This window comes from Streptomyces sp. NPDC015345 (assembly GCF_043078805.1).
Taxonomy (GTDB): domain Bacteria; phylum Actinomycetota; class Actinomycetes; order Streptomycetales; family Streptomycetaceae; genus Streptomyces.
In genome coordinates, this window is sequence record NZ_JBIBTX010000008.1 from 232,496 (window position 1) to 247,732 (window position 15,237).

The 15,237-nt window shown below is 71.3% G+C and carries 19 protein-coding genes; 9 read left to right on the forward strand and 10 right to left on the reverse strand.

Annotation, left to right across the window (positions count from 1 at the left end; genetic code table 11):
• Window positions 1-84: 84 nt before the first annotated feature.
• Window positions 85-1,446 (forward strand): MFS transporter, encoded by a 1,362-nt coding sequence (locus tag ACF062_RS30670; protein WP_392142876.1) that lies wholly within the window; start codon window positions 85-87, stop codon window positions 1,444-1,446.
• 38 nt (window positions 1,447-1,484) lie between these two features.
• Here ACF062_RS30670 and ACF062_RS30675 read toward each other — a convergent pair whose 3' ends face one another.
• Complete coding sequence (locus ACF062_RS30675; RefSeq protein WP_392142877.1) at window positions 1,485-1,742, reverse strand: hypothetical protein; 258 nt, start codon at window positions 1,740-1,742, stop codon at window positions 1,485-1,487.
• Between the two features lie 51 nt (window positions 1,743-1,793).
• Here ACF062_RS30675 and thpR point away from each other — a divergent pair, with 51 nt between their 5' ends.
• Window positions 1,794-2,384 (forward strand): RNA 2',3'-cyclic phosphodiesterase, encoded by a 591-nt coding sequence (gene thpR, locus ACF062_RS30680; protein ID WP_392142878.1) that lies wholly within the window; start codon window positions 1,794-1,796, stop codon window positions 2,382-2,384.
• Window positions 2,385-2,520: 136 nt separating this feature from the next.
• Here the strand turns inward: thpR and ACF062_RS30685 are convergent, their stop codons facing one another.
• From ACF062_RS30685 to ACF062_RS30695, 3 genes are all read right to left on the reverse strand, one after another.
• Window positions 2,521-3,510, reverse strand: a complete 990-nt coding sequence (locus tag ACF062_RS30685; RefSeq protein WP_392142879.1) for an aldo/keto reductase — start codon at window positions 3,508-3,510, stop codon at window positions 2,521-2,523.
• 49 nt (window positions 3,511-3,559) lie between these two features.
• A complete protein-coding gene (locus ACF062_RS30690) occupies window positions 3,560-4,150 on the reverse strand; it encodes a Uma2 family endonuclease (protein WP_356574170.1) in 591 nt (196 codons plus the stop codon).
• 81 nt (window positions 4,151-4,231) lie between these two features.
• On the reverse strand, window positions 4,232-4,741 hold the full coding sequence (locus ACF062_RS30695) for a MarR family winged helix-turn-helix transcriptional regulator (protein WP_392142880.1): 510 nt from the start codon (window positions 4,739-4,741) through the stop codon (window positions 4,232-4,234).
• Between the two features lie 24 nt (window positions 4,742-4,765).
• Here ACF062_RS30695 and ACF062_RS30700 point away from each other — a divergent pair, with 24 nt between their 5' ends.
• Window positions 4,766-5,281 (forward strand): carboxymuconolactone decarboxylase family protein, encoded by a 516-nt coding sequence (locus tag ACF062_RS30700; protein ID WP_392142881.1) that lies wholly within the window; start codon window positions 4,766-4,768, stop codon window positions 5,279-5,281.
• A gap of 128 nt (window positions 5,282-5,409) precedes the next feature.
• Window positions 5,410-6,507, forward strand: a complete 1,098-nt coding sequence (locus ACF062_RS30705; protein ID WP_392142882.1) for a hypothetical protein — start codon at window positions 5,410-5,412, stop codon at window positions 6,505-6,507.
• Here the strand turns inward: ACF062_RS30705 and ACF062_RS30710 are convergent.
• Together ACF062_RS30710 and ACF062_RS30715 are read right to left on the reverse strand one after the other, a co-directional pair.
• Window positions 6,461-6,724 carry a DUF397 domain-containing protein gene (locus ACF062_RS30710; RefSeq protein ID WP_392142883.1) on the reverse strand — a complete coding sequence of 88 codons (264 nt, stop codon included), beginning with the start codon at window positions 6,722-6,724 and terminating at the stop codon, window positions 6,461-6,463. The two genes, ACF062_RS30705 and ACF062_RS30710, sit on opposite strands and share 47 nt — an antisense overlap.
• Entirely contained in the window at window positions 6,721-7,530 is an 810-nt protein-coding gene (locus tag ACF062_RS30715; protein ID WP_392142884.1) for a helix-turn-helix domain-containing protein, read from the reverse strand. The genes ACF062_RS30710 and ACF062_RS30715 overlap by 4 nt, the downstream gene beginning before the upstream one ends.
• Before the next feature lie 83 nt (window positions 7,531-7,613).
• Here ACF062_RS30715 and ACF062_RS30720 point away from each other — a divergent pair, with 83 nt between their 5' ends.
• Window positions 7,614-8,024, forward strand: a complete 411-nt coding sequence (locus ACF062_RS30720; RefSeq protein WP_392142885.1) for a hypothetical protein — start codon at window positions 7,614-7,616, stop codon at window positions 8,022-8,024.
• Window positions 8,025-8,055: 31 nt separating this feature from the next.
• On the opposite strand, the gene ACF062_RS30725 is transcribed toward ACF062_RS30720, so the two are convergent.
• Complete coding sequence (locus ACF062_RS30725) at window positions 8,056-8,502, reverse strand: hypothetical protein (protein ID WP_392142886.1); 447 nt, start codon at window positions 8,500-8,502, stop codon at window positions 8,056-8,058.
• 90 nt (window positions 8,503-8,592) lie between these two features.
• Window positions 8,593-9,570: an AraC family transcriptional regulator gene (locus ACF062_RS30730; protein ID WP_392142887.1), complete on the reverse strand. Its 978-nt coding sequence runs from the start codon at window positions 9,568-9,570 to the stop codon at window positions 8,593-8,595.
• Window positions 9,571-9,680: 110 nt separating this feature from the next.
• Between ACF062_RS30730 and ACF062_RS30735 the strand changes: the two genes are divergently transcribed.
• Window positions 9,681-10,571 (forward strand): MBL fold metallo-hydrolase, encoded by an 891-nt coding sequence (locus tag ACF062_RS30735; protein ID WP_392142888.1) that lies wholly within the window; start codon window positions 9,681-9,683, stop codon window positions 10,569-10,571.
• On the opposite strand, the gene ACF062_RS30740 is transcribed toward ACF062_RS30735, so the two are convergent.
• Window positions 10,552-11,253 carry a GDSL-type esterase/lipase family protein gene (locus ACF062_RS30740; protein WP_392142889.1) on the reverse strand — a complete coding sequence of 234 codons (702 nt, stop codon included), beginning with the start codon at window positions 11,251-11,253 and terminating at the stop codon, window positions 10,552-10,554. The genes ACF062_RS30735 and ACF062_RS30740 overlap by 20 nt on opposite strands.
• 86 nt (window positions 11,254-11,339) lie before the next feature.
• Between ACF062_RS30740 and ACF062_RS30745 the strand changes: the two genes are divergently transcribed.
• Window positions 11,340-12,365, forward strand: a complete 1,026-nt coding sequence (locus ACF062_RS30745; protein WP_392142890.1) for a WD40 repeat domain-containing protein — start codon at window positions 11,340-11,342, stop codon at window positions 12,363-12,365.
• A gap of 58 nt (window positions 12,366-12,423) precedes the next feature.
• On the opposite strand, the gene ACF062_RS30750 is transcribed toward ACF062_RS30745, so the two are convergent.
• Entirely contained in the window at window positions 12,424-13,191 is a 768-nt protein-coding gene (locus ACF062_RS30750) for a TetR/AcrR family transcriptional regulator (RefSeq protein WP_392142891.1), read from the reverse strand.
• 124 nt (window positions 13,192-13,315) lie between these two features.
• Here ACF062_RS30750 and ACF062_RS30755 point away from each other — a divergent pair, with 124 nt between their 5' ends.
• Both ACF062_RS30755 and ACF062_RS30760 read left to right on the forward strand, forming a co-directional pair.
• A complete protein-coding gene (locus ACF062_RS30755) occupies window positions 13,316-14,347 on the forward strand; it encodes an ATP-binding cassette domain-containing protein (RefSeq protein WP_392142892.1) in 1,032 nt (343 codons plus the stop codon).
• Window positions 14,344-15,174 carry an ABC transporter permease gene (locus ACF062_RS30760; RefSeq protein ID WP_392142893.1) on the forward strand — a complete coding sequence of 277 codons (831 nt, stop codon included), beginning with the start codon at window positions 14,344-14,346 and terminating at the stop codon, window positions 15,172-15,174. The genes ACF062_RS30755 and ACF062_RS30760 overlap by 4 nt, the downstream gene beginning before the upstream one ends.
• Window positions 15,175-15,237: the final 63 nt, after the last annotated feature.

Sequence of the window (15,237 nt, forward strand, 5' to 3'; positions counted from 1 at the left end):
ACGGGTGACCGTTGAACCTCGTCAGACGCTCGTGACCCTTTCGGCCCTTCCGGCCCTTCGTACGCCAAAGGAGGCGAACGCACTTTGAGTACGGGATCCGGAGCAGACTCCGCCCCCGCACCGACCAACCTCGACAAGACGGCCGGAACGGCCCACCGCAAGTCCTCGATGTTCAGCTCGCTGAAGATCCGCAACTACCGGCTCTTCGCGACCGGAGCGGTTGTCTCGAACACCGGCACGTGGATGGCCCGCATCACCCAGGACTGGCTGGTGCTCAGCCTCACCGGGTCCTCGGCGGCCGTCGGCATCACCACGGCCATGCAGTTCCTGCCGATGCTGCTCTTCGGCCTCTACGGCGGCGTGATCGCCGACCGCTTCGCCAAGCGGAGCCTGCTCTTCTGCACCCAGGGCGCGATGAGCATCAGCGGGCTCTTCCTCGCCGCGCTCACCCTCAGCGGGCACGTCCAGGTCTGGCACGTGTACCTCGCGGCCTTCTTCACCGGTCTCGTCACCGTCGTCGACAACCCGACGCGGCAGTCCTTCGTGTCCGAGATGGTGGGGCCGGACCAGGTCCGCAACGCCGTCTCGCTGAACTCGGCGAACTTCCAGTCCGCCCGGCTCATCGGCCCCGCCGTGGCGAGCGTGCTGACCGCGGCCGTCGGGCCCGGCTGGGCGTTCCTCGCCAACGGCCTGTCCTTCCTCGCGCCGCTCACGGGCCTGCTCCTCATGCGGACCTCCGAGCTCCACCCCACCCCGCGCAAGGCGCGCGGCAAGGGGCAGCTGCGGGAGGGCCTCACATACGTCTCCCGGCACCCCGAGCTGATCTGGCCGATCGTCCTCGTCGGCTTCATCGGCACCTTCGGCTTCAACTTCCCGATCTGGATGAGCGCCTTCGCGGATGACGTCTTCCACGGTGGCGTGGGGATGTACGGGCTCTTCAACACGCTGATGGCGGTCGGCTCGCTGGCGGGGGCGCTCCTCGCGGCCCGGCGCGGCACCTCGCGGCTGCGGCTGCTCGCCGGGGCGGCGATGGCCTTCGGCGTACTCCAGATCGTGGCCGCGTTCGCGCCCGAGCTGTGGATGTTCGTCGCGCTGATCGTGCCCATCGGCATCCTCGGCCTGACGGTGAACGTCACCGCCAACTCCTCGGTCCAGATGGCGACGGACCCGGAGATGCGGGGCCGCGTCATGTCCCTGTTCATGATGGTCTTCACCGGCGGCACGCCGCTCGGCGGACCGTTCTTCGGCTGGCTCGCCGACGCCTACGGCGTCCGGATCAGCATGGCGGTGGGCGGCCTGGTCTGTGCGGTCGCCGCGGTCGGCGTGGGCCTGATGCTGGCCCGCGCCGCGAACCTCCGCCTGAAGGTGGACCTGCGCCGGGGCCGGCAGCACGTGCGGTTCGTGCCGAGAGAACCGAGGGAAAGGGCACTGGCCACGGCGGCGTGACGCCGCCGTGGCCTTCCGGGGGCGGTGCGGGGTTCGGATCAGACGCGTCCGGCCAGGACCTGGCCCGGCCAGTCGTCGCCCGACCCGCGGTCGGCGACCGTGAAGGGGACGGTCCGCTCGAAGCCGTCGCTCGCGACGGCCTTCGGATGCGCGGACCACGGCTTGGTACCCCGCTGCCCCGTAGGGCCCCGCGCGACGAGCCACTCCACGGCCCGGTCGAAGAGTCCGATGACGGCGGGGATGTCGTCGGCCCCGCCGGGCCTGATCCGCAGGGGCTCCCGGCTGATGTCGTTCATGATCAGAGGCTGGGCGGGCCGAGCGCGCCGGGTCCAGGGAGAATGCGCCGCATGAGACTCTTCGCCGCGGTGCGGCCGCCGGACGCCGTGACCTCTGAACTGGCCGCCGTCACCGCCGCGTTGCGGGACCTGCCCGGCTCCGGCGCGCTGCGCTGGGCCGCCCGGGACAGCTGGCACTTCACGCTCGCGTTCATGGCCGAGGTGCCGCCGGAGACCCTGCCCGACCTCACCGCCCGCCTGGCGCGGGCCGCGCACCGCACCCCGCCCTTCACCCTCGCCCTGCGCGGCGGCGGGCGCTTCGGCGACCGGGTGCTGTGGGCCGGCGTCACGGGGGAGGCGGCCGCGCTGCGCCACCTCGCCGGGCGGGCGGACGCGGCGGCGCGCAAGGCGGGGATCGCGATGGAGGAGCCCCGGCACTACCGCCCGCACCTGACGCTGGCCCGCGGCCACGGGGCGACGGACCTGCGTCCCTACGCCGAGGCCCTCGCCCCCTTCGAGGGCACCCCCTGGACGGTGGCCGAGCTGATCCTCGTACGCAGCGTCCTGCCGAAGAGCGGTGTGCCGGGGGAGCGGCCCCGCCACGAGACGGTCGGGAGGTGGCCGCTGGGAGGCGGCGCCCGGCTTCCGGACGCGGCCGGTTAACCTCGACGGTGTGGACCCGAAGACCAGAAACCGGATCATGGCCGGTGTGCTCGTGATGATGTTCGTCGTGGTGGCGGTGGCGGCCGCGTTCGGCGGCTAGCCGGGCGCGACCGCCCCGCGTACCCCTCAGGGGCTGCTACCAGGCGAAGGACTCCGGTGACGGGCCCGGCCCGGGGAAGATCTCGTCCAGCGAGTCGAGCAGTTCCCGCGGCAGCTCCAGCTCGACGGCGCGCAGCGCGGAGGCGAGCTGCTCGGCGGTGCGCGGGCCGACGATCGGCGCGGTGACCCCGGGCCGCGTCAGCAGCCAGGCGAGCGCGACCTCGCCGGGCTCAAGGCCGTGCTTGTCGACCAGGTCCTCGTACGCCTGGACCTGCGCGCGCACCTCCGGCTTGGCCAGCTCGGCGGCGGCCCGTCCGCCGCTGCGGCGGGCACCCTCCTGCTTCTTCAGCGCGCCGCCCAGCAGGCCGCCGTGCAGCGGCGACCAGGGGATGACGCCGACGCCGTACTCCTGGGAGGCCGGGAGCACCTCCATCTCGGCGTCGCGCACGGCGAGGTTGTACAGGCACTGCTCGCTGACGAGGCCGAAGGTGCCGCGCCGGGCCGCGATCTCGTTGGCCTGGGCGATCTTGTAGCCGGGGAAGTTGGAGGACCCGGCGTAGAGGATCTTGCCCTGCTGGACCAGGACGTCGACGGCCTGCCAGATCTCCTCGAACGGCGTGTGCCGGTCAATGTGGTGGAACTGGTAGATGTCGATGTAGTCGGTCTGGAGCCGCCGCAGCGACGCCTCGACGGCGCGGCGGATGTTGAGCGCGGAGAGCCGGTCGTGGTTGGGCCAGACGGCCTCGCCGTCGGCGGTCATGTTCCCGTACACCTTGGTGGCGAGGACGACCTTGTCGCGCCGCTCGCCGCCCTGCGTGAACCAGGTGCCGATGATCTCTTCCGTGCGGCCCTTGCCCGCGCCCTGGCCGTACACGTTGGCGGTGTCGAAGTAGTTGACGCCCGCGTCGAGCGCGGTGTCCATGAGCGAGTGGCTGTCGGGTTCATTGGTGAACGGCCCGAAGTTCATGGTGCCGAGCGTGAGCCGGCTGACCTTGAGCCCCGTGCGTCCCAGCTGCGTGTACTTCATGAGGCCCTAGCCAACGGGGTGGAGTGGGCTCCAGGCAAGGGGGTTCGGGTCAGTCGCGGGGGAAGCGGTCGGTTTCGAGGACGAGATCGACGACGGTGCCGGTCAGGTCGATCTCCTCACCGAAGTCGGACTTCGACTCGGTGCGGTACTCGCCTTCCTTGGGGTCGGTGTAGACGTGGCAGCGGCGCTGATACGGGTCGGCGATGAGGTAGACGGGGACGCCCGCCTCGGCGTACGCGGCCTTCTTCGGGCCGTAGTCGTTCATTGCGGTGCCCCGGGAGATCACCTCGGCGATGAACTCCACGTCCTGGTACCGCCAGCGGCCTTGCCCATCCTTCTTGGCCGTTTCGCTCAGCTTTGCGACGTCCGGGCAGAAGCCGTTGTCAAGGCCCGGAAAGTCGATGCGTACGTCGGACGTCACCCGGACGTCCATACCGAACTGGTCCTCCAGGGCCCGCACGATCCTGCGGATGATCTGCCAGTGATTGTCCCGTTGCGGCACCATTGAGACAGCCCCCTCGACGACCTCTGCCTTGATACCCTCGGGGACCATCCGCTCGATGAGCTCGAACCATCGGTCCAAGTCCCACTCGTCGTCATCTTCGGCCATGGCGATCCTGTCGGTCTCTACGACGGTCATCGTGGCGCTCCTCCCCGGCCGCCCTCGGTCGAGTGCAGCCGCGCAGTACAACGATACGCACGGTGCCGAGGGCACGTCCGGTCACGACCCTCCGAGCCACCCCGCCGCGTCGAGCCGGAGCGCGTCCGGGGGAACGACCGTACGCAGGCCGGACTCCAACTCGCCGAGCCGCCGGGCCCCGAGGGCCTGCGCCCATTCCGCCCGCAACTGGTCGAAGACCACCGCCGAGCGGCGCAGCGCGTCGAGGCCGTGCGGAGTGAGGCGGATCAGCTTGCGGCGGGCGTCGGCGGGGTCGTCGGTGCGGGCCGCGTAGCCGAGGGCGACGAGGCGGTCGACGGTCTTGCCCGCGGCCTGCTTGGAGACGCCGAGGCGGCGGCCGACCTCGCTGGCGGTGGCGCCCGCCGCGCCGATGGCCTGCATCGCGAAGCCGTGGGCGGGGCGGAGGTCGGGGTGGCCCTGGCGGGCGAGTTCGGCGTGGAGGCGGTCGATGAGGGTGCGGAAGCCCGCGAAGAGGAGGAGGGGCAGCTCGTACCCCCTGCCATTCTCCTTGTGCCGTTCGTCAACCTGGTTTACCTTCACATCGTCAACCATGTTGTCGATAGTAGGGGGTACGCCATGCCCGTCAGGTTCACCGAGCACACCGTGGAGAGCGCGCCGACCGCGTCCCGCCCCGCCATGGAGCGGGTGACGCAGGCCTTCGGGCAGCTGCCGGACGCCGTGGCGCGGCTCGCCGAGTCGCCGGAACTGCTCAACGGCTTCCTGGAGTTGAGCGCCGCCTTCGAACGTACGACGCTGGAGCCCGTGGCCCGCGAGGTCGTCATCATGACGGTCGCCGCCCGCAACGACTGCCACGTCTGCGTGGCCCTGCACACGGGGAAGCTGCGCAAGCTGGGCGCGGGGCCGGAGCTGGTGGCGGCCCTGCGCGAGCAGCGGGAGCTGCCGGACGTGCGGCTCGAAGCGGTGCGGCAGTTCACGCTGGCCGTGCTGGCGACGGCGGGCGGCGTCGGCGACGAGGAGCTGAAGGCATTCCTGTCCCAGGGCCACACCGAGCGCAACGCCCTCGAAGTCGTCCTCGGTATCGGTACGTACACGATGTCGACGCTGGCGAACCGGCTGACGGGGGCGATCTGACCGAGTCGGCCGGGCAGACCGGTCCTTGGTGCCGGTACCGTCAACACCCTTACATCCAGGCGGGGTTGGCCGACAATGGAGGCCTCGGCATGAGTCTGATGGCATGCCCATGACTCGGGGGTGGTCGCATGGGGTCCGTGGACGTGGTCGCGGAAGCGGTGCGCGTGATGACGGGGTTCGCAGGTGGCGCGGCGGGCGCGGTGGGGGCTGAGGTGGGGCAGACCGTCTCCGATCTCGTACGGCAGCGCGTCGGCGGGGATCCCTCCGGGCGGGCGGCGCTGGACGTCGTGGAGGAGAGGCCGCAGGACCCGGAGGCGCTGGCCGCGCTGCGGGAAGCGGTGCGGGAGCGGGTCGCGGCTGACCCGGAGTTCGCCGCCCGGCTCGCGGAGGCGCTGGCGGGCCCGCCTCCGGCCGGTCCTCCCGCGGCCGGTCCGCCACCGGCCGAGCCCCCTCGGGAGTACACGGGCAGCATCGTGATCGACGGCGGGGCGAAGGTGCGGGGCAGCACCCTGTCACTGGGTCCCGTGACCTTCAACAACACTCCGGGCGGGCGGACGGCGCTCGTCGCGTGCCTGGCCGTCCTCGTCGTACTCATCGTCCTCGCCGTCTACGGCGGCACGCAGGCATTCAGTGGTGACGACTCGCCGGGCGGCGAGGGTGGGGTGGCCGCGTCCGGGGTGAAGGCGGGTGACGCCACGGTCGGCGGCGCCGGTACGGGCGCGGGGGACGGGGAGTGGAAGCCGCAACCGCTCGCCGACGCCGACGCGGTCATGCGGGTCCTGCCCGGTACGACCAGTCTGGAGTCGGGCTGGACGGTGAGCAGTGAGCCCACCGCGGACGTCTCCTCGCAGGACGACGGCTCGACGTACGAGGCCACGGTCGCGTACCAGGGAAGCCATGGCATGGACACCCGGTTCCGTGTCCTCGCGTACCCGAGTACCGGCAAGGCCTCCGCCGCCTTCCGTGCGCTGAGCCGGAAGGCGGCCGATGGAGGCGCGCGGCGGATGACGATGCCGGCGGTCGGCGACGAACTCGTCGCGTTCTCTGTTTCGGAGGGCGGCGGGGGGTACGTCACCGAGACCACCAACTACACGATGGTCCGCACCGGCACGGTGCTCACCGTCGTCACCGGCGAGGACAACGAGGATCGCCGCTACGACAGCGACGACCTCCGGTCCGTCACCCAGCTGATGTCCGACCGCGCGCGGGCCGCGCAGGCGCGCTGAGGAAGGCGGTCCAGGTGCCGGGGGATATCCGGAGGGTGGGTCCGGCGGGGTTCAGCTTTGAGTCGCGGATGTGGATGGTGGTGGGGGTGGCGGCGACTTCCAGGCATTCGCCTTCGCTGCCGCTGTATGTGGACTTGGTCCAGGTGAGGGCTACCTCCAGGCATTCGCCTTCGTCGGTGCTGTAGCTGCTCTTGAACCAGTTGAAGCCCACGCTCATAGTCCCTGCGCCACCTGTTCGATCAGCTTCGCTGACTCTTCCGGGTTTAGAGCCTGCGCCCGCAGAATGCCATATTTGCCGAACAGGTCTCCCAGGTCTGGCTGTTCGCTTACGAAGTAGCCGCCGCGGTGTCCTTCGAGGTAGGCAAGCTGACGACGCTCTGCGGTCTCCAAGAGAATCATGGAGCCGTTCAGCCCCGCGTGGACGTGCCGCGCATGCGGCATGACCTGGATCTCGACGTGCCGCAACCGTCCGATGTCGAGGATGTGGTGCAACTGCTCCTTGAGGACGGGCGGGCCGCCGATGGGGCGGGTGAGAGTGCTCTCCTCCAGTACGTAACTGACATTCGGCGCGGGTTTGCGATGGAACAGCCGCTGGCGACCCACACGGTCGACCACCCGCTTCTCCACCTCCTCATCGTCCAGCGTCGGGTAGCAGTTGCAGTTGTAGACCGCCCGGGCATACGCCTCCGTCTGGAGCGAACCGGGGATCACGTGGCTCTGGTACACGTGCAAGGCGGAGGCCTTCTTCTCCTCGGCCAGATAATCCTCGGTCCACGGCCGCAGCCCACTGCCCCCGAACTCCTTCTCCGCGAGCAGCGTCAGTGCACCTTGTGCACCCAGCACCTGATCAGCGATCTCGACCAACTTGCCCTTGGGCGGTCGCTCCCCCCGCTCCACCATCGCCACCTGCGACTTGGAGTACTGGACATGCGCGCCCAGCGCCTCCAGGGTGAGTCCGGCGCGCTCGCGGTAGAACCGCAACAGCGCGCCGAACGTCTCCGACCCTCGTTCACCGGAGTGCACAACGTCCTCCCCAAGTGCACAGCGCAGCACGTCACCTGCGAATCCCTGGTCACAGTATGTGAGCGCCCGACAACATCTGCCGCATGAACTCGGAAACGTCATCACTCAGGGTCCACGACTGGATCCCGGCCTCCGGCCACGCCCTGCGGCACGCGGGTATTCACTTCGACGCGGTACGGATCGAAGGCGCGCTGGGCGAGCAGGTCGCGTACGACCTGATGCAGTTCACGGACTTCCGCGCGGGCCCGATCGTCCGCGAGGCGACGGGCGGGCGCTACCTCTACTTCCTGCTGCCCCCGCGGGCGGCAGACTCGTACACGTGGCCGGTCGGCGCGCGTGCGCTGAGCAGGCGGGCGGGGAACCTCGCGTACGTGGGCGTGCCCGCGCTGGACGGCTACACGTGGCCGCTGGACTGGAGGTCACGCCCGACGAGTGAAGTCCCGTTCGTGGAGGGCGATCTGTTGCACGAGGCGACTGAACGGGCGGTACGGTGACCGATGGCAGCGACGAAGACCGGCACGAGAGTCAGTACTGCTTCAGCTGCCCCGGCCGCTCAAAGTAGAAGCCCCTCGGCCCGAGTTGTTCTCCGTCCTCGACAGGCGGCCAAGATGCTGCCACGCCCTCAAGGAGCGAGCTCCCGTTGAGGACATGCTTGCCGTCGAACCAACGGCCCGTGAAGCCGAACATGTGAGTTCCCCGGCTCAGCCCCAACAGCCCCAACGTGACGTGCGTCGCCGAGACGGGCACGCCGCCGGAGACCAACGGGAGAGACAGGAAGAGGTTCCTCTTCTCGCGTGCCGCGGGCCCGGTCCACAGGGCGAGGGTGACTCTCGGCTCGTTCAGATCCGGGATACATCCGCGCACGTAGTACGGCTTGGCCACCGGAGTGGCCGTGTAGTGCCACAGTGCAGCCGCGAGGGCCCGCTGTGTGCGTGCCAGTACGTCCGGCGGGGTGGCTGCTAGTTGACCCATGACGGGCACTTTCGCATCCCTCTGCAGTAGGCGGTGATCACCCCGACCGGAGTGTCCTTCCGCGTGAGCGCTGTCGTGGCTCCTTCCTGCTCAACTGCTGAGGGGTACGGAAAATCCTCTCCCTTCCAGCGTGGCCCCGGCTGCCGTGCCGTGCGCGCCGGGCGCCTTCCGGTACCGCCCCGGCGTGACGCCGAACGTCCGGGTGAACGCGTGCGAGAGGGCGTACGGGGAGCTGTAGCCGACCTGGCGGGCCACCGCCTCCAGGGGGTGCGTCGTCTCGCGCAGCAGCTTGGCCGCCCGGGACATGCGCCACCAGGTGAGGTACGTCATCGGGGCGCGGCCCACCAGGGCCGTGAAGCGGCGGGTGAGCGTGGCGCGGGAGACGCCGGTGCGGGAGGCCAGGGTGTCGTTGGTCCAGGGGGCCTCGGGGGAGGAGTGCAGGAGGCGCAGGGCCTCGGCGACCACCGGGTCGCCGAGCGCGGCGGGCCAGCCCCGGCCCGACGCGTGGTCCGTCGCCCAGGCCCGCACCATGTAGACGAGGAGCAGGTCGAGGAGGCCGGTGACCGCCACGTCCGCCCCGGGGCGCGCCGCCCCCGTCTCGCGGCCCAGCAGGCCGATCGCCGCCCGCAGCTCCGGATGGCGCCCGGCGCGCCGGGGCAGGTGCACGACCTCCGGGAGCTCCGCGAGCAGCGGGTGGGCGTGACGGCGGTCGAAGCGGTACTTGCCGCAGAGCAACTCCGCCGCCGCCCCCGGCTGTTCGGCGCCCGCGTCCGGCGGCCGCCGCCACCGCTCGAAGGGCACCGCCCGTGCCACCGTGTCCGCGTCGGCCGATGAGTCCGCGAGGACGTGACCCGCGCCGCGCGGCAGCAGCACGGCGTCACCCGTGGCGAGCGTGAGCGGCGCCCCGCCGTCGTCCGGCAGCAGCCGGCAGCCGCCCTCGAGGACCACGTGGAAGCCCACCCCGTCGTAGGCGGGCAGCCGGGTGCACCAAGAGCCCGCGGCCCTGACCCGGTGGGCGTCGGGCCGCCCGGTCCGCGCCGCCGCGATCGCGTCGCTCACTACGTCCATGGGGGCAGCGTAGGCGGGCGGCGCAACAGGGTGGCGGTGAGGCGTACGCGTATTCAGGTGAGCGCCGGAGGCATTGAGACGCTCACCGCCCGCTCCCTACCGTCGAGCACATGGACGAACACACAGACGGCCCCCTCCTGTTGGGCGAGGTCGAGGTCCGGCGCGTCATCGAGCTGGAGGCGCCCTTCCTCCCGCCCGCCGCGCTCGTGCCCGGCGTGCCCGAGGAGCTGTGGCACGCGCACCGCGACTGGCTCGCGCCCGACTTCTGGGACCCCGAGAGCGGCCGGGTCATGGCCGCCGTACAGACCTGGGTGCTCAGGAGCGAGGGGAAGACCGTCCTCGTCGACACCGGGGTCGGCAACGGCCGGGACCGGCCGGACGCGCCGCACTTCGCGCACCTCGACACCGGCTTCCTCGCCCGGCTGGCCGCCGCCGGGGTGCGCCCCGAGGACGTCGACATCGTCGTCAACACCCATCTGCACGGCGACCACGTCGGCTGGAACACCCGGGAGCAGGACGGCGACTGGGTGCCCACCTTCCCCAACGCCACCTACCTCATGCCGGCCGCCGACCACGCCCACTTCGGCCCCCGGGGCGCGGACGAGGAGAGCCGCGATCCGGTCTTCACGGACAGTGTCGCGCCGGTGGACCGGGCCGGGCGGACCCTGCTGTGGAGCGGCTTCCACCGCATCGACGCCCAGCTCACCCTGGAGGCCGCGCCGGGCCACACCCCCGGCTCGTCCGTCCTGCGCCTCGCCTCGGGCAGCGACCGGGCCGTCTTCGTCGGCGACCTGCTGCACACCCCGGTGCAGATCCTCGAACCCGCCCACAGCAGCTGCCTGTGCGCGGACCCGAGGGAGGCCGCAGAGACCCGCGTGCGGATCCTCGGCCGGGCCGCGGACGAGCGGGAGCTGGTCGTCCCCGCGCACTTCCGCGGGGCGGGCGCGGCCCAAGTGCGCCGGGAGGGCGGGAGGTTCGCCGTCAGCCGATGGGCCGCATGAGCGCCGCGTAGGGGCCGCCGATGCCCCACGCCTGCGCCATCGCGTCCGCGAAGGCCCCGGCCAGCTTGTGCTCACCGCTCGCGTTCGGATGCGTACCGTCGTAGGTGTCGAGAGCGATGTCGTACGAGGGCGGGGGCGAGGCCAGGAGCAGCGGGGAGCGGCCCGTGTCCAGGTCGGCGGCCGTCTTCGCGAGGAGTTCGTTGAAGCGGTCGACCTCGGCGGCGAACGGCGCGTCCGACGCGGCCCGGATGTTCGGTATCACCGGCAGGAGGACCATGCGGATTCCCGGGTTCGCGGAGCGGGCCCGCGCGATGAACTCCCGGACGTTGCCGGCGGTCTGCTCCGCGTTCGTGTAGAAGCCGAGGTCGATCAGGCCGAGGGAGATCAGCAGGACGTCGGCGGGGTCGCGGGCCAGCGCGTCGGCGATGCGCGGCGCCATGTGCAGCCAGCCCTCGCCCCAGCCCGCGAGGTGGTGGCGGGGGAAGTCCGGGGACGCGTCGGCGTAGTCGTGGGAGAGGGGCTCTCCCGCCGCCTTGTCGTAGAGGGCGCTGCGCGGGCCCACCACCGCGAACTCCCCGGCGCCGAGGGTGTCGCGCAGGTGCTGCCACATCCGGTGGCGCCAGGTGTGTTCCCCGGCGCTTCCGATCGTCATCGAGTCGCCGACGAACATGAACCTGAGCATCCGCACATCATGGCGGATCAGGCCCGGCACCTGCGATGTGAGGCTCGGCACGCCGGGCGCCGGTGCCGGATGGCACGCTTGGGCCCATGCGTTCGCTTCGGGCTGTTCCGTCTGTCCTCGCCGGTGCCGTGCTGCTCCTCGCCGTGACAGCGTTTTCTGCGTCTTCCGCGTCTTCCGCGTCTTCTGCGCATGCCGCGCCCGACGGCCACGACGGGTTCACCGTCAAGGACCCGCGGATCGTCGAGTCCAGCGGCCTGGCCGCCTCCCGCGCCCACCCGGGCGTCTACTGGACACACAACGACCAGGACAAGGGCGCCTATCTGTACGCGGTCGACTCGCGGACCGGCAAGACGGTCGCCACCGTCACCATGAGCGGGGTCGGCGCGCCCCGTGACGTGGAGGCGATCTCGGTGGGCGCCGACGGCGACCTCTACGTCGGCGACATCGGCGACAACCTCGGCGGCACCTGGCCGAACGTGTGGATCTACCGGCTGCCCGAGCCGAAGACGCTGAAGGACCAGACCGTGCGCGCCACGCAGTACGTCGTGAAGTACGCCGACGGGGCGCGGGACGCGGAGGCGCTGATGGTGCATCCGAAGACCGGGCGGATCTACATCGCCGACAAGAAGGAGGAGGGCGGCAGCCTCTACGAAGGGCCCGCCGAGATGTCCGCCTCCGGGACGAACGTCTTCAAGAAGATCGCCGACACCGACCTGTGGGTGACGGACGGCGCCTTCTCGCCCGACGGCGAACAGCTGGCCCTGCGCGGGTACTTCGGCGGGATCTCCTACGCCTGGAAGGGCGCGGGGAAGAAGCCCGAGCGGGAAGGGCGGCTGAGCGTGCCCTTCCAGCGGCAGGGCGAGTCGGTGACGTACACCCCGGACGGCACGACCCTGATGTACGGCACCGAGGGCGCGCAGAGCCAGGTCACGCCCGTGGAGGTGCGCGGCAAGGGCGGGGGCGGCTCCGGTCCGGCGTCCGGCGGCGGCGGTGGTTCGGACGGCTCCCCGGGGAGCGGGGGCCTCGACGGCGGAGTCAAGACCGGGGCGATCGTGGCCGGTGCCGTGCTGCTCGTCTTCTTCGGGCTGAAGCGGCTGACGCGCAGGCGCTGAGAGGCAGGAGCCTTCCGGGTCACGCGTCCCGGTCACGCGGCCAGGTCATACGTCCTGGTCACGTGTCCTGTTCGCGCCGCGCGACCATGACGTCCAGGCCGTCCAGGAGGCGCTGGAGCCCGAACTCGAAGTGGTCGAAGTCCGTGCCGAACGCGTCGTGGGAGAGCGTCGCGAGCGTGGGGTAGCGGCCGCTGCGCATGGCGCGGTCGAGGGTCGGCGTCTGCGCCTCCCAGAACGCCTGGTCCGACAGGCCGGTCGTCTGCGCCGCCTCCATCTCGTGCACCTGAGTGCGGGCGGCGCCGGTGACGTAGCCCTCCACCATCACGATGACGCCGATCAGTTCGGGGTCGCTCAGGCCCATCGTCCTGATCCGTGACAGGGTCCGGTCCAGGCCGCCGACCGCGCCGGGGCCGAGCACCGGACGGGCCTGGTTGACGTGGAGCAGCCAGGGGTGGCGGCGGTAGCGGACGAGGGTCTCGCGGGCGTACGTCTCGACGCCCTCGCGCCACCCGCCCGTCCAGGAAGCGTCCTCCTCCGGCGGCGCGTAGACGCGGTCCAGCATCAGGTCGAGGAGGACGCCCTTGCCGGGGACGTAGCGGTACAGGGACATCGTGCCCGTCCCCAGCTCCGTGGCGAGCCTGCGCATCGAGACCGCCGCGATCCCCTCGGCGTCCGCGAGGCGCACAGCCTCGGTGACGATCCGGTCCAGGGTGAGGGTCGGCTTGGGGCCGCGCGTGGGACGCGCGGCCTCGTCCCAGAGAAGCTCCAGGCTCCGGGAGATGTCGCTGCCGGTGCGCCGGTCGTCGCCGCCGTTCGTGCTCGTCATGTACTCACCCTAATCGCCCCGGCAAAAAATGGGTACGGTGTACCCACGGGAACTGGGTACGGTGTACTCTTGACTGAGTACGGCGTACCCAGAAGCGGGGCGCCGCAGGACCGGAGGGCGGGCGATGAACAGGGACAGGAACAGGCGCGAGAACGGGAACGGCTTCGCGGTGCGGGCCGAAGGGCTCCAGAAGCGGTACGGGGACAAGTACGCCCTGGACGGCTTCGATCTCCACGTCGAGCAGGGCACCGTGCACGGACTGCTCGGCCCCAACGGCGCGGGCAAGACCACCGCCGTGCGGATCCTCTCCACCCTCGTACGGCTCGACGGCGGCCGCGCCGAGGTGGCCGGCGCCGACGTGGTGCGCGAACCCGCGTCGGTCCGCGCCCGCATCGGCCTCACCGGCCAGTACGCCGCGGTCGACGAGATCCTCACCGGGCGGCAGAACCTGGAGATGTTCGGCCGCCTCTTCCACCTCGGCGCCCGCCGCGCCGCACTGCGCGCCGAAGAACTCCTGGAGCAGTTCCACCTCCAGGACGCGGCGGAGAAGGGCGCGGGACAGTACAGCGGCGGCATGCGGCGCAGGCTCGACCTCGCCGCCTCGATGATCCTCGCGCCCGCCGTGCTCTTCCTGGACGAGCCGACCACCGGGCTCGACCCGCGCAGCCGCCTCGAAGTGTGGGACACGGTACGGGAGTTGGTCGCGGGCGGCACGACCGTGCTGCTCACCACGCAGTATCTGGAGGAGGCCGACCGGCTCGCCTCCCGTGTCACCGTCATCGACCGGGGCCGGGCCATCGCCGACGACACCCCCGACGGCCTGAAGAACACCGTGGGCGGCAGCCACCTCGACGTCGTCGTGCGCGAGGCCGCCGACCTGCCCGCCGCCGTACGGGCCGTCGCCCGCGTCTGCGCCGGCGAACCCCTCGTCGTCGACGTCGAGCGACGCGTGCAGGCCGCCGTGACCGACCGCGTCGCCGCCCTCACGGACGTGGCGCGCACCCTTCAGGACGAAGGCGTCGCCGTCGAGGACATCGGCCTGCGCAGGCCGAGCCTGGACGAGGTGTTCCTGCGCCTGACCGGTCAGCCCTCAGAGACCGCCGAACCCGCCGCCACCGCGGCGGGCACCCACCTGGAGAAGGAGGTCGCGGCATGAGCGTCGCCCTCACCGCCGACACCTCGCACGGCCGGCTCTTCTGGGCCTTCGCCGACTGCGCGAACGTCACCCGGCGCTACCTCACGCACTTCCTGCGCCAGCCCGTCACCATCGCCTGGCAACTGGGCTTCCCCATCATCTCCGTACTCCTCTACGGCTTCGTCTTCGGCGAGGCCATGAAGGTGCCCGGCGGCGGGGACGACGGCGACTACAAGCAGTTCCTGATGCCCGGCATGTTCGTGATGACCATGGCCTTCGGCTTCATGAACACCGCCATGGCCGTCGTCACGGACGCCTCCAAGGGCGTCATCGACCGCTTCCGCTCCATGCCGATGGCCCCCTCGGCGGTCGCGTCCGGGCGCGGCGTCGCCGACCTCGTCGTGGCCTGTGCGGAGCTGGCCATCCTCGCGCTGACCGCCCTTGCCATCGGCTGGCGCTCCAGCGCCGGGTTCCTCGACACCGCGCTCGCCTTCGGGCTGCTGCTGTTCCTGCGGTTCAGCCTGATCTGGGTGGGGGTCTTCCTCGGCCTCGTCGTGCCGACCCCGGAGGCGGCGGGCGGCCTCTACGCGGTGGCCTTCCCGCTCACGATGATCTCCAGCGTCTTCGTGGCGCCGTCCCTGATGCCGGGCTGGCTGGCGCCGGTCGCCGCGTGGAACCCGGTCTCGTCGACGGGCACCGCCACGCGGGAGCTGTTCGGCAACCCGGGCGCGGGAGGCGGGAGCTGGGTCGAGCAGCATGCCGTACTGATGGCCGTGGTGTGGCCGGTGGTGATCTCCTTGATCTTCCTGCCCCTGGCGGTACGGAAGTTCAAGCAGCTGAGCCGGTGAGGGCCCCGTAAGGGGCGCGGGGAACTGCGCGACCAGCCCCCACGCGCCCGTAAGACGAAGAAC

Bases quoted from the DNA above. Each gene is read 5' to 3' on its own strand.
- ACF062_RS30750 (WP_392142891.1), bottom strand. From the start codon at position 13,191: ATGACGAGCACGAACGGCGGCGACGACCGGCGCACCGGCAGCGACATC.
- ACF062_RS30675 (WP_392142877.1), bottom strand. From the start codon at position 1,742: ATGAACGACATCAGCCGGGAGCCCCTGCGGATCAGGCCCGGCGGGGCC.
- ACF062_RS30690 (WP_356574170.1), bottom strand. From the start codon at position 4,150: ATGACCGTCGTAGAGACCGACAGGATCGCCATGGCCGAAGATGACGAC.
- ACF062_RS30705 (WP_392142882.1), top strand. From the start codon at position 5,410: ATGGGGTCCGTGGACGTGGTCGCGGAAGCGGTGCGCGTGATGACGGGG.
- ACF062_RS30760 (WP_392142893.1), top strand. From the start codon at position 14,344: ATGAGCGTCGCCCTCACCGCCGACACCTCGCACGGCCGGCTCTTCTGG.
- ACF062_RS30695 (WP_392142880.1), bottom strand. From the start codon at position 4,741: ATGGTTGACGATGTGAAGGTAAACCAGGTTGACGAACGGCACAAGGAG.
- ACF062_RS30755 (WP_392142892.1), top strand. From the start codon at position 13,316: ATGAACAGGGACAGGAACAGGCGCGAGAACGGGAACGGCTTCGCGGTG.
- ACF062_RS30725 (WP_392142886.1), bottom strand. From the start codon at position 8,502: ATGGGTCAACTAGCAGCCACCCCGCCGGACGTACTGGCACGCACACAG.
- ACF062_RS30710 (WP_392142883.1), bottom strand. From the start codon at position 6,724: ATGAGCGTGGGCTTCAACTGGTTCAAGAGCAGCTACAGCACCGACGAA.
- ACF062_RS30685 (WP_392142879.1), bottom strand. From the start codon at position 3,510: ATGAAGTACACGCAGCTGGGACGCACGGGGCTCAAGGTCAGCCGGCTC.
- ACF062_RS30730 (WP_392142887.1), bottom strand. From the start codon at position 9,570: ATGGACGTAGTGAGCGACGCGATCGCGGCGGCGCGGACCGGGCGGCCC.
- ACF062_RS30735 (WP_392142888.1), top strand. From the start codon at position 9,681: ATGGACGAACACACAGACGGCCCCCTCCTGTTGGGCGAGGTCGAGGTC.
- ACF062_RS30740 (WP_392142889.1), bottom strand. From the start codon at position 11,253: ATGCTCAGGTTCATGTTCGTCGGCGACTCGATGACGATCGGAAGCGCC.
- ACF062_RS30700 (WP_392142881.1), top strand. From the start codon at position 4,766: ATGCCCGTCAGGTTCACCGAGCACACCGTGGAGAGCGCGCCGACCGCG.
- ACF062_RS30745 (WP_392142890.1), top strand. From the start codon at position 11,340: ATGCGTTCGCTTCGGGCTGTTCCGTCTGTCCTCGCCGGTGCCGTGCTG.
- thpR (WP_392142878.1), top strand. From the start codon at position 1,794: ATGAGACTCTTCGCCGCGGTGCGGCCGCCGGACGCCGTGACCTCTGAA.
- ACF062_RS30720 (WP_392142885.1), top strand. From the start codon at position 7,614: ATGAACTCGGAAACGTCATCACTCAGGGTCCACGACTGGATCCCGGCC.